The organism is Pseudomonas sp. GW823-FHT06E10, assembly GCF_058794995.1.
Map to the genome: position 1 here is coordinate 139,535 of NZ_JBXAHJ010000009.1, position 17,401 is coordinate 156,935.

13 protein-coding genes are annotated in these 17,401 nt (G+C 60.1%); 3 read left to right on the forward strand and 10 right to left on the reverse strand.

Annotated features, from left to right (window positions below; genetic code table 11):
- Entirely contained in the window at positions 1-1,353 is a 1,353-nt protein-coding gene (locus AC1Q6Y_RS16550) for a DUF1329 domain-containing protein (protein WP_057715135.1), read from the reverse strand.
- Between the two features lie 66 nt (positions 1,354-1,419).
- The gene (locus AC1Q6Y_RS16555; protein WP_020798258.1) at positions 1,420-3,090 is read right to left on the reverse strand and encodes a DUF1302 domain-containing protein; all 1,671 of its coding nucleotides are present in this window, start codon (positions 3,088-3,090) and stop codon (positions 1,420-1,422) included.
- 322 nt (positions 3,091-3,412) lie between these two features.
- Between AC1Q6Y_RS16555 and AC1Q6Y_RS16560 the strand changes: the two genes are divergently transcribed.
- Both AC1Q6Y_RS16560 and folE read left to right on the forward strand, forming a co-directional pair.
- Entirely contained in the window at positions 3,413-6,976 is a 3,564-nt protein-coding gene (locus tag AC1Q6Y_RS16560; protein ID WP_057715136.1) for an indolepyruvate ferredoxin oxidoreductase family protein, read from the forward strand.
- Between the two features lie 61 nt (positions 6,977-7,037).
- Entirely contained in the window at positions 7,038-7,595 is a 558-nt protein-coding gene (gene folE, locus AC1Q6Y_RS16565; RefSeq protein ID WP_057715137.1) for a GTP cyclohydrolase I FolE, read from the forward strand.
- A gap of 39 nt (positions 7,596-7,634) precedes the next feature.
- On the opposite strand, the gene AC1Q6Y_RS16570 is transcribed toward folE, so the two are convergent.
- From AC1Q6Y_RS16570 to AC1Q6Y_RS16590, 5 genes are read right to left on the reverse strand one after another with little or no spacing between them, the layout of a single operon-like run.
- Complete coding sequence (locus AC1Q6Y_RS16570) at positions 7,635-8,390, reverse strand: SDR family NAD(P)-dependent oxidoreductase (RefSeq protein ID WP_057715138.1); 756 nt, start codon at positions 8,388-8,390, stop codon at positions 7,635-7,637.
- Between the two features lie 25 nt (positions 8,391-8,415).
- Complete coding sequence (locus tag AC1Q6Y_RS16575) at positions 8,416-9,468, reverse strand: phosphotransferase family protein (protein WP_057715139.1); 1,053 nt, start codon at positions 9,466-9,468, stop codon at positions 8,416-8,418.
- Entirely contained in the window at positions 9,465-10,760 is a 1,296-nt protein-coding gene (locus AC1Q6Y_RS16580) for an acyl-CoA dehydrogenase family protein (RefSeq protein WP_057715140.1), read from the reverse strand. Before AC1Q6Y_RS16580 ends, AC1Q6Y_RS16575 begins: the two co-directional genes overlap by 4 nt.
- A gap of 24 nt (positions 10,761-10,784) precedes the next feature.
- Complete coding sequence (locus AC1Q6Y_RS16585) at positions 10,785-11,522, reverse strand: SDR family NAD(P)-dependent oxidoreductase (RefSeq protein WP_057715141.1); 738 nt, start codon at positions 11,520-11,522, stop codon at positions 10,785-10,787.
- A gap of 50 nt (positions 11,523-11,572) precedes the next feature.
- Positions 11,573-13,810, reverse strand: a complete 2,238-nt coding sequence (locus AC1Q6Y_RS16590) for a CoA transferase (protein ID WP_057715142.1) — start codon at positions 13,808-13,810, stop codon at positions 11,573-11,575.
- A 189-nt stretch (positions 13,811-13,999) separates the two neighbouring features.
- Between AC1Q6Y_RS16590 and AC1Q6Y_RS16595 the strand changes: the two genes are divergently transcribed.
- Complete coding sequence (locus AC1Q6Y_RS16595) at positions 14,000-14,407, forward strand: VOC family protein (RefSeq protein ID WP_033043225.1); 408 nt, start codon at positions 14,000-14,002, stop codon at positions 14,405-14,407.
- Here AC1Q6Y_RS16595 and AC1Q6Y_RS16600 read toward each other — a convergent pair.
- The 3 genes from AC1Q6Y_RS16600 to AC1Q6Y_RS16610 are packed head-to-tail and all read right to left on the reverse strand — an operon-like array spanning position 14,404 to position 17,195.
- Complete coding sequence (locus tag AC1Q6Y_RS16600) at positions 14,404-15,183, reverse strand: SDR family oxidoreductase (protein WP_057715143.1); 780 nt, start codon at positions 15,181-15,183, stop codon at positions 14,404-14,406. The two genes, AC1Q6Y_RS16595 and AC1Q6Y_RS16600, sit on opposite strands and share 4 nt — an antisense overlap.
- A gap of 24 nt (positions 15,184-15,207) precedes the next feature.
- Positions 15,208-16,236, reverse strand: coding sequence for an aromatic ring-hydroxylating oxygenase subunit alpha (locus AC1Q6Y_RS16605; RefSeq protein ID WP_020798268.1), 1,029 nt, complete (start codon positions 16,234-16,236; stop codon positions 15,208-15,210).
- A 17-nt stretch (positions 16,237-16,253) separates the two neighbouring features.
- A complete protein-coding gene (locus AC1Q6Y_RS16610; RefSeq protein WP_057715144.1) occupies positions 16,254-17,195 on the reverse strand; it encodes a Rieske 2Fe-2S domain-containing protein in 942 nt (313 codons plus the stop codon).
- Positions 17,196-17,401 lie beyond the last annotated feature (206 nt).

Consider the following 17,401-nt stretch of genomic DNA (forward strand, 5'->3'; position numbering starts at 1 on the left):
TCAGCGGGTTTGACCACCAGCGATGGTCTGCGGGTTGGCTTCACGCTCGGCGACCGGCTCCTGGCGGTAGCGTGTAGGGCCATTACCGAACATGCCGTACTGATCACGGGTAAAGTCGTACAGCGAGTAGGAGTCCTGTTGCGGATTGTTGGGGATGCCGTAGGCCTCGATGTTGTACTGCGAGCCGGTACGGAACAGCGCGCCACTGTCGTCCCAGGCGTCGTAGACAGCCGCGCCGAAGGTGTCTTCGTCGATGTAGTAGCGGCGTTTTTTCTGCGCGTGGCGCACGCCGTCCTTGCGCGTGGCTTCTACCACCCAGACACGGTGCAGCTCCCAGCGTTCACAGGCCGGATTGATGTGGTTGGGCATGAGTTTTTTCTCCATGTCACAACCCCATTTCAGCGTGTAGTTGCTGTAGGGAATCAGCATTTCCTTCTTGCCCACCAACTTCCAGTCAAAGCGGTCCATCTTCCCGGAGAACAGGAAGATTTCGTCGTAGAACGCTACCCCGCCGAACGCCGAGTTAGGTGTGTCGTAGTTGAACTCCGGAGCCTTGCGTACACGCCGCTGGCCGGTGCTGTAGCTCCAGGCGTAGCGGGAGTCGGTGACCGGGTCGAGGTAATCCCAATACCCGGATGCCTGCCCGGCCGTACGGGCCGGCGCGACGACGTGCGACCAGATACGCTGGGCGATTTTCGGATCACGCCCTGGCACATCCATTTGATAGAAAGGTTTTTCGCCGGTGGAACGGTTGGTGTTGGTCAGCGTGATGTGGCCCTCATTGACCACATAGGCACTGTGGTTCCAGTCCCAGCCATTCACGCCCTGATAGTTGAGGATGTAGTTCCACATCACCTCGCGGCCATCGCGCGGCAGCGGGAAAGGCAGGCCGCCACGGCACGCTTCGCTGATCGACAGGCCATCGTTCTCGGTTTTGCAGTCTTTGCGGGTGGCGTTGCGCTGGGTAGCTGCCAGGAAGTTTGCTGGAAAGGTAGCGGTCCGGTGGGTGGGGTACACCTCAAGGTAATAAGTGTCGGGGTACTTTTTGAGCAACTTCATCTGCCCGGCCGTCATCTGCTCAGCGTACTGGTCCGCGTTGCTTGCGGTAATGCGCAAGCGTGGCTTTTCATTGGCAAACGGGTTCGGCCAGGTCCCATCGCCAGGCACCATACCGGCAGGGACTTTCAGACCACCGTCGTAAGCCGGAATAGTGCCCGCCGCGTTGCCATCGACAATCGAACCAAACGCCGTGAGCTTGCCGCCCAGGTCGGCTGTGGTAAAGCTCTCATCAGCCACCGCCGACCCCGCCAAAGCGATGGCTACGAGGCCTATCGCACAAGAATTAATCTTCATGACCTTCTCCATTCAGATGGGTGATCACCGAGCCCGGTGATCACTGCATTGCATTTCAGGGGCGGTTTAGAACGCTGTGCTGACGGTCAGGGAGACCCAGTTACGGTCGGACAGTCCAACGTCGCCGGAACCGCCGACGACGGTTTTTCCTACGCCATTGACATCGGCGTAATGGCGTTCGCTGCCGTAGCCGATATAAGACAGCGTCACGTCCATGCGCTCGTCGTAGGTGCCCTTCACGCCGGCCTTCCAGGTGTATTTGCCTTCGTTGCCTCCCCCTGTGGCGGCATTGCCGCTGACACCGTAATCCACGCTCATCGGGGTAGAAATATTCCAACCGGGGAACACCCCCAGCCACTGCGGCGCAAAGCTAACGGCAAGGCCGACATAGTTGTCGGTGGCGCAGCCGAAGTGTTTGTCCTGCCCCGCCGGGCAGCCGCGGTAGCCTTCGCCCTTGAACAGCTCTTCATGCTCTGTCACCTTTTCCACGTGACTGAACGCCATTTCGGTGATCAGGCTGCCGGTGTCGAAGTAATTGGTACGCGGCAGCAACCAAAGGCTGTTGACCACCAGGTGCCAGGTATCACCTCGGGCGCCCTCGTTGTCGACGGTGCTGATGTTGCTGGAGATCAGGGAAGTGTTCTGGCGATACGACAGGTCTACCCCCACGGAGCCGCCACCCAGTACCGGTCCTGCGGAGTAACCCAGGCCATAAAGCTTGACGTTGTTGGCGTAAACGTAGCGGGCGAAAGTCGGCGCCACTTGCAGGCCCCACGGGTTGTAATCATCGAACTCGCGGTAGTACAGGCTGACTTCCGAGTGCAGATAGTCGAAGCTGTAGGTACCCATCACGCCCCAGTTGCCCTCGTCCTTGGGCTTGAGCGGATCGATCAATGGCCGTGTGAAACCACTGAACAACGGCAAGCGGTCCGGGCCTTCCAGTGCGATGTCGGCGGAGGCCAGGTAAGTGCCGCCCTCAGGCGCACGAGTAGTGTCCCATTCGAAGAAATATTGCGCCGCCAGCGACAACTTGTCGGTGACCTGCGCCTGGGTGGAAATCTGCGTCAACGGCAGGAAGATTTCGCGCGTCTCGGTGCCGGGGTTACTCACGGCCTTGCGCCCATCCAGCGGTGCTTGTGAGTAGGAAATGGCATGCCCGGCAATCAACAGGCCATTGCCCCAATACACGGTGTGCCGGCCGGCACGCACGCTGACCGGGATGTCGCCAAGGTCGAAGCGGGTAAACGCAAAGGCGTCCAGCAATTCGCCGCTGGGTCCGCGGTGGTAGCGCTTGGTAAAGTTGGAGTAATGGCCGTTGGTATAGCTCGGCGTACTCTTACCCGGAAATGCGCCGGGGTAGAAGACGTTGCCATCGCTGGTTTCGACATCGGTGTCTTCGTACGCCTGGTCGTACCAGGCAGCGCCGCTGATGCGAAAGCCGTTGTACTTCTTGTAGGCCACCTCCATTTCGCTCATCAGGTCGACGCGATTGGTCACCACATCGCCTTTATCAAACTTGGAATCAGACTCGTCGTAGGTGGCGTTGTTGGCCAAGGCATTGTCACGCCCCTCAGCTCGCACGCCGACGTTGTAGCGAACGGTGTTGTCCCAGCGCGCGGTGAGGTCCGGATTGCCGGTATCGAACTCGGCAGCCCGACTGTTGCCAACGGACAAGACACACCCGATCACACTGAGCCAGATGGCCAGGCTTAACGGCTTTGGTTTTGCGTCGATCATCAACACTCCCTTCCCATTCTTTTTGTTATTGGCAGCCGAAGTGCCGGGCCGTTTCAACCGCGCCGAAGAGCGCTGGCCTGAGGGCTTCGGTATGGCTGAAGTAAACGGGACAGGGAGGTTTGGGCACAACGATTGGGAGCATTGCTGAAATGCATTTGATATTGATCAAATGCCAAAGAACATTCCGGTATTCAAATATCCAATACCACCCCGCTGTTTTTGTGATTTTACGATCCACACCCCCCCTCCCTAGACTCCGGCCAATAACTAGGCAACGCCGCTCTCCTGGCGCCGCCATGACAATAAAGCCTGGAGGATGAGCATGAGTGCGTCCCCGTCTCTGGATGACAAATACATCCAGCACAGCGGAAAAGTTTTACTCACCGGGATTCAGGCGCTGGTGCGCCTGCCTCTGATGCAGCGCCAGCGCGATCTGGCCAATGGTCTGAATACCGCCGGGTTTATTTCCGGCTACCGTGGCTCGCCGCTGGGTGGTTTTGATCAGGCTTTGTGGAAGGCCCGCGACTATCTCAAGGAACACCACACGGTGTTCCATCCGGGCATGAACGAAGATCTCGCCGCCACCTCGATCTGGGGTACCCAGCAGGTCAATATCTTCGAAGGCGCGACCTACGACGGCGTGTTCGGCATGTGGTACGGCAAGGGCCCGGGCGTGGACCGCTGCGGCGATGTGTTCCGTCACGCCAACGCTGCCGGCACCTCACAATTCGGCGGTGTGCTGGCGATTGCCGGTGATGACCACGGCGCCCGTTCCTCCTCCCTGCCGCATCAGACCGAGCACATTTTCAAAGCGGTCATGATGCCGGTGCTGGCGCCATCGGGCGTGCAGGAATACCTCGACTACGGCATGCACGGCTGGGCCATGTCGAGGTACTCCGGTTGCTGGGTTGCGCTCAAGGCGGTGGCCGATACCGTGGAAAGCGCGGCCGTGGTCGACATCGACATTCATCGCGTACAACCGATCATTCCGGATATCCCGTTGCCCGAAGGCGGCTTGAATATCCGTTGGCCTGACCCGCCCCTGGCGCAGGAACAACGCCTGCTGGAACACAAGCTGTATGCCGCCCTCGCCTACGCCCGGGTCAACCGTCTCGACCGTATCGTGATGGACTCACCGAAAGCGCGCATCGGCATCATCACTTCCGGAAAATCGTACCTCGACGTGTGCCAGGCGCTGAAAATCCTTGGTATCGATGAAACCCTCGCACAGCAGATCGGCCTGCGCGTGTACAAGGTCGGTATGGTCTGGCCGCTGGAAGCCGAAGGCGTGCGCCAGTTTGCCGAGGGCCTGGAAGAAATCGTGGTGGTCGAAGAAAAACGCCACATGATCGAGTACCAGCTCAAGGAAGAACTCTACAACTGGCGCGAAGACGTACGCCCGCGCATCGTCGGCAAGTTTGACGATAAAGGCGAATGGAGCCTGCCGCACACCGGCTGGTTGCTGCCGGCGACCAATGACCTGACCCCGGCAATGATCGCCCGTGCGTTGGCCAAGCGTATTTTGCACCTGCATCAGAATGGTCCGCTGCAAGTGAGCCTGGCGGTACTGGACGCACAACTGGCCAGCAAAGGCCAGTTCAGCAACCTGATGGAACGCGTGCCCCACTACTGTTCCGGTTGCCCGCACAACACCTCGACCAAGGTCCCGCAGGGTAGTCGTGCGCTGGCCGGTATCGGTTGCCACTACATGGCGGCATGGATCTACCCGCAGACCCAGACGTTCAGCCAGATGGGCGGCGAAGGCGTGGCATGGATCGGCCAGGCACCTTTCACCAAGACCCGGCATGTCTTCGCCAACCTGGGCGACGGCACCTATTTCCACTCCGGCATTCTCGCGATTCGGGCCGCCATCGCGGCCAAGGTGCAAATCACCTACAAGATTCTCTACAACGATGCCGTGGCCATGACCGGCGGACAGCCTGTGGACGGCAGCCTCAGCGTTGCGCAGATCAGCCGACAGCTCGCGGCCGAGGGCGTGCAACGTATTGTGGTCGTCAGTGACGATGTCGAGAAATATCAGCACATCCGTGATCTGGCAGACGGCGTGCCGGTGCTGCGTCGCGACAAAATGGACGAAGTGCAGGAACAGTTGCGCCAGTTCCAGGGGGTGTCGGCAATCATCTATGACCAGACCTGTGCCGCGGAAAAACGTCGGCGGCGTAAACGCGGCAAATTCCCGGACCCTGCACGTCGAGTCGTGATCAACGAAGCAGTATGTGAAGGCTGTGGCGATTGCAGCAGCAAGTCCAACTGCATGTCGGTGGTGGCGGTGGAAACCGAGTACGGCCGCAAGCGTGAAATTGACCAGTCTTCCTGCAACAAAGACTTCACCTGCCTCAACGGCTTTTGCCCGAGTTTTGTCACGGTCGAAGGTGGCACCTTGCGCAAACCCAAAGCCCTGGCCTCCGCGAAGAATGACGTGTGGGATTTGCCGACGCCCGCGACCGTAGCGCTGGAAGAACCATATAGCATCCTGGTCACTGGCGTGGGCGGTACGGGCGTGGTGACCATCGGCGCCCTGCTGGGAATGGCGGCGTTCATCGAAGGCAAAGGCACGCTCAATCTGGACATGGCCGGCATGGCACAAAAAGGCGGTGCGGTGTGGTCGCACATTCGCATTGCCGCGCACCAGGAACAGTTGTTTGCACCGCGGATTGCCGAAGGTGAAACCGCCCTTCTACTCGGTTGCGACCTGGTGGTCAGCGCCAACACCGAAACCCTATCCAAACTGCGTCATGGCGTGACCCATGCCTTGATCAACAGCGAAGAAACCATCACCAGCGCCTTTGTGCGTACCTTCGCCCAGCAGGCGGAAACTGGTGATTTGCTGAAACACCCGGACCCGACCTTCCAGACCGGCAACATGTCGGAGCAAATCGCCGAAGCGGTGGGCACTGAGCATGCGGATTTTATCGACGCAAGCAAAATCGCCACGGCCCTGATGGGTGATTCGATTGCGACCAACACGTTCATGCTCGGCTATGCCTACCAGAAGGGCTGGTTGCCGGTGGGTAAAGCGGCGCTACTACAGGCCATCGAACTGAACGGCACGGCGGTGCCCTTTAATCTCTCGGCCTTTGACTGGGGTCGGCGCAGCGCCCATGACCTGCCACGGGTATTACGCAAACTGGAAGCCGGCAAGGTGCAAAGCCCGGACCGCTTACTGTCGCAAAGCCTGGAAGAAACGCTGGCACGGCGCATGGAGTTTCTCACTGCGTACCAGAACTACGCCTATGCCCAACGCTACCGCTATCGTGTCGAGCAATTCATCAAGGCAGAAACCGCACTGCTCGGGCAACCCGGCAAGCTGTCGGCAAGCGTCGCCCGTTACTACTTCAAAGTGCTGGCCATCAAGGATGAATATGAAGTAGCCCGTCTGTTTACCGACGGCCAATTCCTGGAAAAAATCCAGGCTGGCTTCGAAGGCGACTATCGCCTGCGCTTCCACCTCGCTCCGCCGCTGCTGAACGATAACGGCTCCGGCCGTGAACCGAAAAAACGCAGCTTCGGCCCCTGGATGCTGCAAGGCTTCAAACTGCTGGCCAGGCTCAAGTTCCTGCGTAATACCTGGCTTGATCCATTCGGTCGTACCCATGAGCGCAAGGTGGAACGCAATTGGCTGGCCAACTACGAACAGATCCTCGACGAAGTGCTGGCGGGCTTGACCACCCAAAAACTGGGCCTGGCCCAGGATCTGGTGGAATTGCCTGAAAGCGTTCGCGGCTATGGTCCGGTCAAAGAGCGATTCCTCGGCCATGCGCAACAACGCCAGGCGCAATTGCTAGAGCAGTGGCGCAATGGCAACACCGCCCAATTCCATGATGCCAGCCAGAGCAACAGCAAAATCGCCGTCACTCAACTGTAAGCCTTGCCCGGGCTGAACATTGTGCAGCCCGGGATGTTGGTTCATTCAACAAGGTCAAACCATGAACGAAGAACTGGCCAGAAATTACCGTGAGATTCTCCACGGCGTAGGTGAAAATCCAGAACGTGAAGGCTTGTTGGACACGCCAAAGCGCGCAGCAAAAGCCATGCAGTACCTCTGTCATGGCTACCAGCAAAGCCTCGAACAAATCGTCAATGGCGCACTGTTTGAATCGGACAACGATGAGATGGTCATCGTCCGGGACGTCGAACTTTACTCCCTGTGCGAACATCATTTACTGCCGTTTATTGGCAAAGCCCATGTCGCCTATATACCGACAGGCAAGGTGCTGGGGCTGTCGAAAATCGCGCGTATTGTCGACATGTTCGCCCGGCGTTTGCAGATTCAGGAAAACCTGACACGCCAGATTGCCGACGCCATTGCCCAGGTGACCGATGCCGCCGGGGTGGCGGTGGTGATCGAGGCAAAACACATGTGCATGATGATGCGCGGTGTTGAGAAACAAAACTCGGTGATGAGCACCTCGGTGATGCTCGGCGCCTTCCGCGAGTCGTACAACACCCGCCAGGAGTTTTTGCAGCTGATCCGCGGTCGCTAGGCACGTGTGCCGGGCTCACCCAGGCACACTGCTTGCCACTCAACTGAGCATCATCATCCCGCCGTCAATCACCAGCGTCTGACCGGTGACAAACCGCGAGCCATCGCCGGCAAGAAACACCAGCACAGGGGCCAGGTCCCGGGCCGGTTCGCCCAGCTTGCCGCCGATTGGTACTTGGCCGGCCATGTACGCATCGTGTTGCTGCAATTGCTCGGCGCTCATGCTCGCGCGGGTGGCGTCGTACATCGGCGTCCACATCGCCGGAGCAATCGCGTTGACGGTAATGCCCAAGGGCCCCCACTCCCGCGCCACCGTGCGCGTCCACGCCAGTACGGCGCCCTTACTGGCGGCGTAATGGGCTTTGCCCGGCTGTCCGAGTACGCCTGCGGCAGAGGCGAAATTTATGATGCGCCCGCCGCTGCCCTTGAGCAGCTCATAGGCCGCTCGGTTGGTCAGGAAAGTGCCACGGGTATTGACCGCAAAGACCTTTTCCCACTCGTCCAGCGTGATGCTGTCGGCGCTGGCATTCGGCGCGATGCCCGCGGCATGCACCAGCACATCCAGACCGTTGAGCTGTTCGCTGGCCCAGGCAAAGGCCGCGTCCACCGATTGGCTGTCAGCGATGTCACAGACTCGCGAGTGCGCCCAACCACCACCGTCACCCGTTATCGAGGCTGCCTCGCCCAGGTCGAGACTGACGACATGGGCACCCTCTTCCACAAACGCCTTGACCACTGCCGCGCCAATGCCGCGGGCGCCCCCCGTGACGATGATCCGCTTACCGGCCAGTTGCATGGGCTGTTCCTCTTGTCTGGATATATCAGGATAGTTGCTCGATACGTTGCAACGCCGTAGCGATCAGGCGCAGCGCCGAGGCGTGGTGTTTTTCACCGGTGACCCTGCAGGCTTTACCTGCACAGGCACGTGCGTGGCTGACTTCGAGAAAAATGCCGAGCTTGAACCCAGCCAACACCAGGTACCAGGTCAAGTCCGCCAACGAGCGTGAGCTGCCGGCGCGGTAATGGGCGACCAATTCATCGCTGCTGCAAAAGCCATCCCAGGGATGCACTTCGATGGTGCCGGCGCCACGACCCTCGGCATCGGGCCAGGTCACCACCAGCCAGGCGAGATCGAGCAACGGATCACCGACGGTGGCTAGCTCCCAATCGACTACCGCGGCGAGCTCTGCGTCGTCGTGCCGGAACATGACATTGGACAGGTGAAAGTCACCGTGCTGGATACCGGCCTGGAACTGCTGCGGACAATGCTCGCTTAACCATTGGGCCAAGCGTTCGAGCCCCGGCAGACCCTTGGCGCCGGGCCAACCGGGATAGTCTTTGACACTGTCCATCTGCGCCAGCCAGCGTGAGACCTGACGCTGGTGAAAACCCTCAGGCCGGCCAAAATCCGCCAGCCCCACCGCCTGGTAGTCAATTTCGCCCAGGCGCAACAGCGCATCGACCATGGCCAGCCCCATGCGCCGGCGCATTTCAGACTGCTGCGCATGAGGCGCCGGCAAACCGGTCGCGCAGTTGGGATTGAAACCCTCTATTGGTTCCATCAAGTAGAAACTGGCGCCCAAAACGCCTGGGTCAGCACAATCGGCAATCAAACCGGCATGGGGCACTTGCGACCCCGCCAATGCCTTGAGCAAACGCGCTTCACGGGCAATCGTCTTGCCGCCGACTTCGCGCAGTTCCCTGGAAGGCCGACGCAGGACGAATTCACGCGAACCGCGCCGAAAGCGCAGCAGCAGGTTTTGCGTGCCTCCGGTCAAACGTATCGGGGCCTCGATGGGGCCGCGCTCCAGGCCTTGACTATCCATCCAGTCGGCCAGGCGCTCGAGGTCGACCAGATCCTGCCAGTCGTTCATGGATTGCGCTCGCCAAGGCTGGCCAATACGTCGGCGTATTTTTCCCGGGCACGGGCCTCGGCGGTGGGTCGATGGTAATCGGGGAACAATTCGTCGCAGGGCTGATAGTCGCGCAGCAGCTGTTTGGCAACCGTGACTTTGTGCACCTCGGTTGGCCCATCGGCCAGTCCCATCTGGAAGGAGCGCACGATGTAGCCGGTAAAGGGCATTTCTTCACTGACGCCCAGCGAACCATGCACATGCAGGGCGCGGGCGGCGATGTCATGCAACACCTTGGGCATAACAGCCTTCACTGCGGCGATGTCCTGGCGCACTCGCTTGTAGTCCTGGTACTGATCGATGCGCCACGCCGTGCGCATCACCAGCAAGCGAAATTGCTCCAGCTCGATCCATGAATCGGCAATTTTTTCCTGGATCATTTGCTTATCCGCCAAACGGCTGCCCTGGGTACTGCGCGACAGGGACCGCTCACAGAGTGCATCAAGGGCTTTTTGCGCCTGACCAATCACCCGCATGGCGTGGTGCACGCGGCCACCACCGAGCCGAACCTGAGCCACGACAAATGCCTGGCCGGGCGCACCGAGCATGTCGCCCGCGGGCACTCGCACCCTGTCGAATGACAGATAAGCATGGGTGGCGGCTGGGTCATCGGCGATACCGACGTTACGGATAATGCTAACCCCGGGCGCGTCAGCGGCGACGATGAACATAGACATGCCTTCATACACCGATACGCTTTTATCGGTGACCGCCATCACGATATAGAACGCTGCGTAGCGGGCATTGGAGGCAAACCATTTTTCGCCGCTCAGCAGCCAGTCATCGCCATCGCGCACCGCTTCGGTGGTGAACACGGCGGGATCCGCGCCACCTTGCGGCTCGGTCATGGCGAAGCAGGACACGATATCGCCATCGAGCAGCGGTTGCAGGTAGCGCTGCTTCTGCGCCGGGGTGCCGTAATGGGCGAGGATTTCCCCGTTGCCGGAATCTGGGGCCTGGCAGCCAAACACAATCGGGCCAAACAGCGAACGACCGAGAATTTCATTGATTAACGCCAGGCGCACCTGGCCATACCCTGCCCCACCCAGCTCCGGTCCCAGGTGACAGGCCCACAATTTGCGTGCCTTCACCTGCGCTTGCAGCGGCTTGACCAGCTGCTTGAACAACGGATCGTGGATATTCCACGGGCTGCCCAGCACATGATCGAGGGGCTCGACTTCCTCACGTACAAACTGCTCGATCCAATCCAGTTCCGCCTGTATCTCGGGGTCGGTCTGAAAGTCCCAGGCCATGGTGTGTCTCCTAGTAAATAACGATCAGGCCAGCAGCATGCCGCCGTCGACCAACAGGGTTTGGCCGAGCACATAGCTGGCCAGCGGCGAGGCAAGAAACAGCGCCACGTTGGCCATGTCCTGGGGCGTGCCCAGGCGCCCTTGAGGAATGGCCCGCAACGCGCCTTCGAGGCGCTTGGGGTTGCTGGTGGTTACCCGTGTCAGCTTGGTTTCCACCAGCCCGGGGGCAATGCCGTTGACCCGGATGCCGTCACGAGCCCAGGCTTCGGCCAGGGTGCGAGTGAGTCCAAAAGCACCGGTTTTCGAAGCGTTGTAGGCCGGATTGCCACGCGTGGAGTGGAAGGCGGCAGCGGAACTGACGGTGATCATCGAGCCCTTGGCCTGCATCAACAGCGGGTGAAACTTCTGTGCGCACACCATCAGGCTGATGAGGTTGACGTCGAGTACGCGCTTGAAACCCTCGGTCAGAAATTCCTGACGGTCGTAGAGCACCGTGCCTTGTGCTTGCACCAGCACATCCAGGCGGGTGAAGGGCACGCTGGCGACTTCAATCAACGCCGCGTCCGCAACGTCGACCTGGGCGTAGTGCAGGCCTTCGAGATTAGAGTCGGGTGAATCTCGATAGGCCGCTGCCGAGGCTCGTGTGCCCCAGACATGCACTTCGGCACCGCGCTGGCGAAAGTTCTGTGCAATGCCATTGCCAATGCCACTGGAACCGCCGATCACCAGCACGGTTTTACCGCTGAAATCCAACTCGTACATGGGTGTTCCTTGTGCTTGTCGATGAATGCTGTCGAGCAATAGCCACGCTTTTACAGCGCCACCAGACCCGCCGAGGCCATGCGCTCAATTTCACTGCGGGTGTAGCCGAGCTCTGCCATGACTTGCCGGGTATGTTGGCCGAGGGCCGGTGGCGGGCGATTCAGCGACAACGGCAAATTGCCGAAATCCCAGAACGCGCCAATCTGTTGCAGGTCCCCGTACACCGCATGGGGATAATGGGCATGCAGGCCCGCGGCAGCGTGTTCGGGGCTGTCGAGAAACGCATCCATCTGCGCCTCCAGCACGGCCTGCGCAGGAACCTGCACGCCAGTCAGTGCTGCCAGTGCCGCCTGCCGGGTGAGGCCTGCGAAATAATCCTCGGGACGACTGCCCACCAGTGCGGTGAAGCGCTGAATTTCATCAGGCTGCAGCGCTGCCACCGCCAGCCAGGCATCGCTGCACAGATACAGACGGTGTGCGTCATTCAGCCCCGTCTGTTGCGCGTCCATATGGGCGACAGGCGTGAGACTGCCATCCTCCAGCACCACCGCTTCGCTCATCGACAGCAACGTGGCGCCCAACAATGAGGAACTGACCATTTGCCCGGCGCCGCTGCGGTTGCGCTCGTACAACCCCAGTAGCAAGCCATAAAGCGAGGATAAACCGGCAAAAAAATCACCCACGCCAAAACGCAGCCACATCGGCGCTTGTCCTTCGCCGCCCTGCTCGACCTCCCAGCCGCAGGAGGCCTGCATCAGTTGGTCAAAGCCTGGCCAATCCGCACGCGGGCCGTTCGGCCCGTAGGCGCTGACATGGCAATAGACCAACTGCGGGTTAAGTGCTTTGAGACGCTCGTAGTCAACCTTGAGTTTGCGTGCGGCCGGCAGCCGCATGTTGTGGTGCACCACATCGGCCCAGCGTGCCAGCGTCTCGACGACGGGCTCGGTTTGCGGATCACCCAGTTGCAGCGCGACCCCCAATTTGCCCCGCTGGGTACCACTGAAAATTCGCTCCAGACGGCGCATGGCGTCACCCTTAGGGGCTTCGATTTTAATGACCTCGGCGCCCAGGTCCGCCAGCAGCATGCAGGCAAACGGCCCGGCCAGGTAGGCGCCCAGATCCAAGACTTTCAAGCCATGCAGCGGTGGCAATGGAGCGGGACTCCACTTGTGCCCTTGCACTGGGAGCAATGCATCAGCGCCCGGCAGTACTGCGTTCCCTTCACCAACCAGTGGTGCACTGCCGCCGACTCGCGCAGGTGGCTGCACCTGCCAGGCCGGACCCGGTTGCAGGGTCTTGCCCAGTTGTACATCGTCAACTTCAACCACATAGCCATTGAGGCGCGCCTGCTCGTCGAAGTAGATATCGCCAAAGGCGCCGGCGATTTGCGCGGCCACATCGTGCTGCCAGAAATGCTCGACCCAATCCTGCGCCGGTCGTGTGGCGATAATCGCCTTGTTGGCGCCGAAGTTGGGCGCCACATGGCTGGGTGGCCATAACGCATTCAGGCGAGTCACTTCGGTTTCGCCCAGTTCGCTGAGCGCTGCGGCCATCCACGGCGATTTGTCCGGCGAGTAATGCACATGCAGCCAGCGGCCATCGGCGCACTGGTGCAATGGAATCGGAATGTATTTATCCAGGCCCTTGGCGAAGGCTGGGGTTGGCGTTTGCGCCCGGTTCCAATGCATGGTCATGGGCACCAGGGCCGCCTGTGCCAGACTCGTATGGGCGATGCCGCCACAGCCGTCACGGTCCCGCGCCAGCAACCGCGCCATTACCCCGACCACACACAGCCAGCAGGCCAGCCAGTTGGCGAATGGCATGCGCACAAACACCGGGCCGGGGCGATGTGCGGGCTGCTCATCCAACAGGCCCAGGCGCGCCAGGATCAGTGTTTCCCGTGGTATGGCATTCGCCAGCGCGTGCCGTTGCGGCCAGCCGCTGATCGCAGAGACAACCAATCGGGGGAAGTCTGCGACGAGCAGCGCGTCTGCCAGACCATGGGCCTGCGCCTCTGCCGGGGTGAAATCGTGCAGCAGCACATCGGCGCTGGCCAGTAGCAACCGCAACTGCTGGCGATCGGCAGGGTTCTCCAGGTCAAGGGTGACACTGCGCTTGCCACGATTGAGCACCGCGAACAGCACCTGGTGGTCTCTAGCCGCGTTGCCAGGTGATTCAACCATGACCACTTCGGCACCTGCTTCACACAGTTGCAGGCCCGCGGCTGAACCGGCAATGCCGGAACACAGGCTGATGACGCGAATGCCTTCAAGGATTGCCTGGCTCATACAGCACCTTTCAGTGGCTTGTTCTGCTCAAAGCGTTCTGCAGCAAAGCTGCAGAACGAATCCATGGCGTCACCCTAAGCCATCGAAAATTAATTTCATATATAGATTAGTATTCCGAATATAGAATCATAAGCGCGGATATGAACAATAGTTAATAATCAGTTCAATAACACAATCAAGGGCCTCGACATGATCCTGCGCATGGACCACTTCACTATTGTCTCTGACCAACTGCAGGCGACACGGGATTTCTATGTTGAGGTGCTGGGTTTGGTTGAGGGGCCACGCCCGCCCTTCCCGGTTCCCGGGTTCTGGCTTTACACCCGGAACCAGCCAGTGCTGCATGTCGTGGGCGTAGCGCAAATGCCGGAACCGCGACGTGGCGTGCTCGACCATATGGCCTTTCATGCCAGTGGCTTGCAGACGATGTGCACGCGTCTAATCGAGCATGGCGTGCGCTTCAAAATCATCCGTGCGCCAGGCTCGCAACGCACCTGGCAGCTGTTCATGCAGGACCCCAACGGGGTTGAAGTCGAACTCGACTTTGACGCCAGCGAAGAGCCGCCAGCCGATTGGAAAGAACGCCGGGCCGGCTAGATCAACCCGGAGTAACTGCCGCCGTCGACCTGTAGGTTTTGCCCGGTGATGTAGCCGGCCTGAGCCGAACAAAGAAACGCACAGGCCGCTGCAAATTCACTCGGCTGGCCAAATCGGCGCGCGGCTATTGGCTTGAGCATTTCCACCCGCGCCTGCTCGACGCTGAGTCGGCGATGCTTGGCCAACTGCTCGGTCATGAAGCGCAGGCGCTCGGTTTCAATACGTTCGGGCAGCAGATTGTTAATGGTCACGTTGTCGCGCGCGACTTCGACTGACAGGGCTTTGCAGAAAGCCGTGAGCCCTGCACGCGCCGCCGTGGACAATCCCAGGGGCAAGCGTGGCGACTTGACCATCGCCGAGGTGATATTGACGATGCGGCCAAACCCCCGCTCGCGCATCCCGCCGACCACTGCCTGAATCAGCAGAATGCCTGAAAGCATATTGGCCTCAATGGCCGCCAACCAGGCGGCATGGTCCCAGTCCTCCAGACGGCCCGGTTCCGGGCCTCCGTTGTTGGTCACCAGTATATCCACCACCGGACACGCGGCCAGCAGCGCCTGTCGACCGGCTGCGGTGGACAGGTTGGCCACCACGGTGCGTGGCAGTCGACCCGTGCTGCGTAAAATATCTTGCGCGGTGTGGGCCAGGCTCTCGGCATCGCGGCCATTGATCAGCACCTCGCAGCCCTCCTGCGCCAATGCCAGCGCACAGGCTTTGCCAAGCCCTCGAGAGGATGCACACACCACCGCAATACGCCCACCAATACCCAGATCCATTGCAGTACTCCTCGTGCGTGGGTGTCAGTCGTTCATGCCGAGCAAGGCTGTGATATCCCGCCCGGGTTCAGCGTCGCTGCCGTAGGCGAACTGGCCGGCACGCTGACGTTCGACCAACTGTTCCATCTGGTAGCGATAACGGGTACCCGGCGTATCGAAGCGAGAGTGCAAGTCACGACGTTCGTCGACCTCGAAATAACGTTGGTTCTGCGGGCGCACCACCGAGTTGTCCTGGGGCTGGATGATGTAGTTGATGCGCGGCATCACATAGCGAAAAGGCGCGGGTGCAGCGGTGGTGTTGAAGGTGACGTCACACCGCGATCTATGCTTGCCCACCGGCAGGAACGGTTGCAGGTTGGGCACGTCATACCCGGGGCGAAAGCGCGGATAGGAGATGCACACGTTGCTGCGCAAGTGAATGTGCAGCACGGCGCGAAAGTCCTGGTATTTGGCGCGCACACCGCCGACCCAGCGCATGATGGGCGCCACTGACTTTTGCGCCACGGTACGAGTGCGGGTCACGGTCTCGGAGGTCCATTGCACCTCCACCACGTCCGACTCACTGATACCGTCGCCAATGGTATTGGCATGCAGGAAATCGGCATGGGTCAGGTCAATCAGGTTTTCCACCGACAGCGCCGAGGTCGCATCAAACCGCACAGTACGCTGGGTGTAACCGGGAAGACTGCCGTCCTGCGGTAGAAACGGAATATGCGGGAGCAACTGCATGTCGGCAGCGTCCGGATTGCCGTACCAGACCCAGATGTAGCCGTAACGCTCAACCAGCGGATAAAAGCCCCGTCCCCCGGTAAACGCTGTGAGTATCAGCTCTTTCTGGGGGAAATGCGGATGAAACTCGGCAGCCACCGCGCGCCCGTTGTCCCGCCACAGGTAATAGGGCTGGGCATGAATGATCCGGCGAATGGGCCGCGCACTCAGGTCGCGGCTATGGGACACCGGGAACCAGGTGTCACGCAGGTCGTAGTTGATCGGCGTCCAGTCACCCCGCACTTTGCCAGGGATCGTATCGGTGGAGGAAGGCACGGCATGCATGGTGGGAACTCCTGTGCTCAGACGACTGCGCTGACGGGAATCAGGCGCGGTTGGCGCAACCCACGCAGTTCACGGGATGAGGCTTGCAACAAGGCCGCGACGGCTGCGCCATCAATCAGGCTTTTCACCTGGAATGGGGCTTGTTTACGCAGGCGTGCTGCTCGCCAGCGCAACGGTGCCCTGGCCGGCACCTGCTCATGCACGTAGCCACGCCAACACAGGCTGGTGGTGCCACGACGATTGGCACCGGTCGCGATCATCAGCGTCACTAGCGGCAATTCATCTTCGCTCAGCAAATCCACCCGAACAGTACCGCCGTTCAATGGGACGGCGGTGCGCACAATCAAGGGGTAATCCACCACAAACTGCGAAGGCAGGATTTGTGTGCTCCATACCGCACCTCGTTCCAGAACCACACGCCCCTGCTCGCTGCGCAGATCGCCAAGGAAAAAATCGGTAAGGCGCACATGGGGAAACCCGAGCAAGCATTCCGGACCGTCGAGCATCGCATCCAGGTACTGGTCGTGACTCATGTTGACGATAGTGGAACCGGTAAATTCGCGTCCGCTGGGTTGGTAATCGCTGCTGGGCAATGCCCCTTGCGGTGCCCCCTCACCCAACCACACATGGACAAAACCATTTTCCTCGCGCACCGCAAAGGCACGCGCGGCATAACGTGCAGGTACGCGCTCATCGGCATGCAGATTGGGGATCTGCGTGCAGCCACCACTGGCGCCATCAAAGGTCCAGCCGTGATAACCGCATTGCAGGCCGGACTCGACGACTCGCCCCAGAGCCAGCGGCACCCGCCGATGTGGGCAACGGTCTTCCAAGGCAAAGGCTTGGCCGGCCGCGTTTCGGAACAGCACCAACTCCTCGCCGGCAAAGGCCACGGCCAATGGCGTTTGATCATTCACGGCCTCGCAAAGCGCCATGGCCCACCAGCCTGGGGTCATCATCGGGCTGCCTCTTTGTTATTGGTCTTGGGCAATTGCGTTGAACGCAGTCAGCGCTAACGGTAGTGCTTAGTGGTGGATAGAGCAAACATAATTCGACAGTTTTTTATTTTCTGTCGATATTTTTTTAACCCAGCATAAAAAGGCAAAATTCAGGCATCAAGCCGAAACATTTCGGCTTAAAGAGCACATTTCAGCTTGATAAGCGA

Coding starts and splice junctions, on each gene's coding strand:
- AC1Q6Y_RS16550 (WP_057715135.1), bottom strand. CDS start 1,353: ATGAAGATTAATTCTTGTGCGATAGGCCTCGTAGCCATCGCTTTGGCG.
- AC1Q6Y_RS16555 (WP_020798258.1), bottom strand. CDS start 3,090: ATGATCGACGCAAAACCAAAGCCGTTAAGCCTGGCCATCTGGCTCAGT.
- AC1Q6Y_RS16560 (WP_057715136.1), top strand. CDS start 3,413: ATGAGTGCGTCCCCGTCTCTGGATGACAAATACATCCAGCACAGCGGA.
- folE (WP_057715137.1), top strand. CDS start 7,038: ATGAACGAAGAACTGGCCAGAAATTACCGTGAGATTCTCCACGGCGTA.
- AC1Q6Y_RS16570 (WP_057715138.1), bottom strand. CDS start 8,390: ATGCAACTGGCCGGTAAGCGGATCATCGTCACGGGGGGCGCCCGCGGC.
- AC1Q6Y_RS16575 (WP_057715139.1), bottom strand. CDS start 9,468: ATGAACGACTGGCAGGATCTGGTCGACCTCGAGCGCCTGGCCGACTGG.
- AC1Q6Y_RS16580 (WP_057715140.1), bottom strand. CDS start 10,760: ATGGCCTGGGACTTTCAGACCGACCCCGAGATACAGGCGGAACTGGAT.
- AC1Q6Y_RS16585 (WP_057715141.1), bottom strand. CDS start 11,522: ATGTACGAGTTGGATTTCAGCGGTAAAACCGTGCTGGTGATCGGCGGT.
- AC1Q6Y_RS16590 (WP_057715142.1), bottom strand. CDS start 13,810: ATGAGCCAGGCAATCCTTGAAGGCATTCGCGTCATCAGCCTGTGTTCC.
- AC1Q6Y_RS16595 (WP_033043225.1), top strand. CDS start 14,000: ATGATCCTGCGCATGGACCACTTCACTATTGTCTCTGACCAACTGCAG.
- AC1Q6Y_RS16600 (WP_057715143.1), bottom strand. CDS start 15,183: ATGGATCTGGGTATTGGTGGGCGTATTGCGGTGGTGTGTGCATCCTCT.
- AC1Q6Y_RS16605 (WP_020798268.1), bottom strand. CDS start 16,236: ATGCATGCCGTGCCTTCCTCCACCGATACGATCCCTGGCAAAGTGCGG.
- AC1Q6Y_RS16610 (WP_057715144.1), bottom strand. CDS start 17,195: ATGATGACCCCAGGCTGGTGGGCCATGGCGCTTTGCGAGGCCGTGAAT.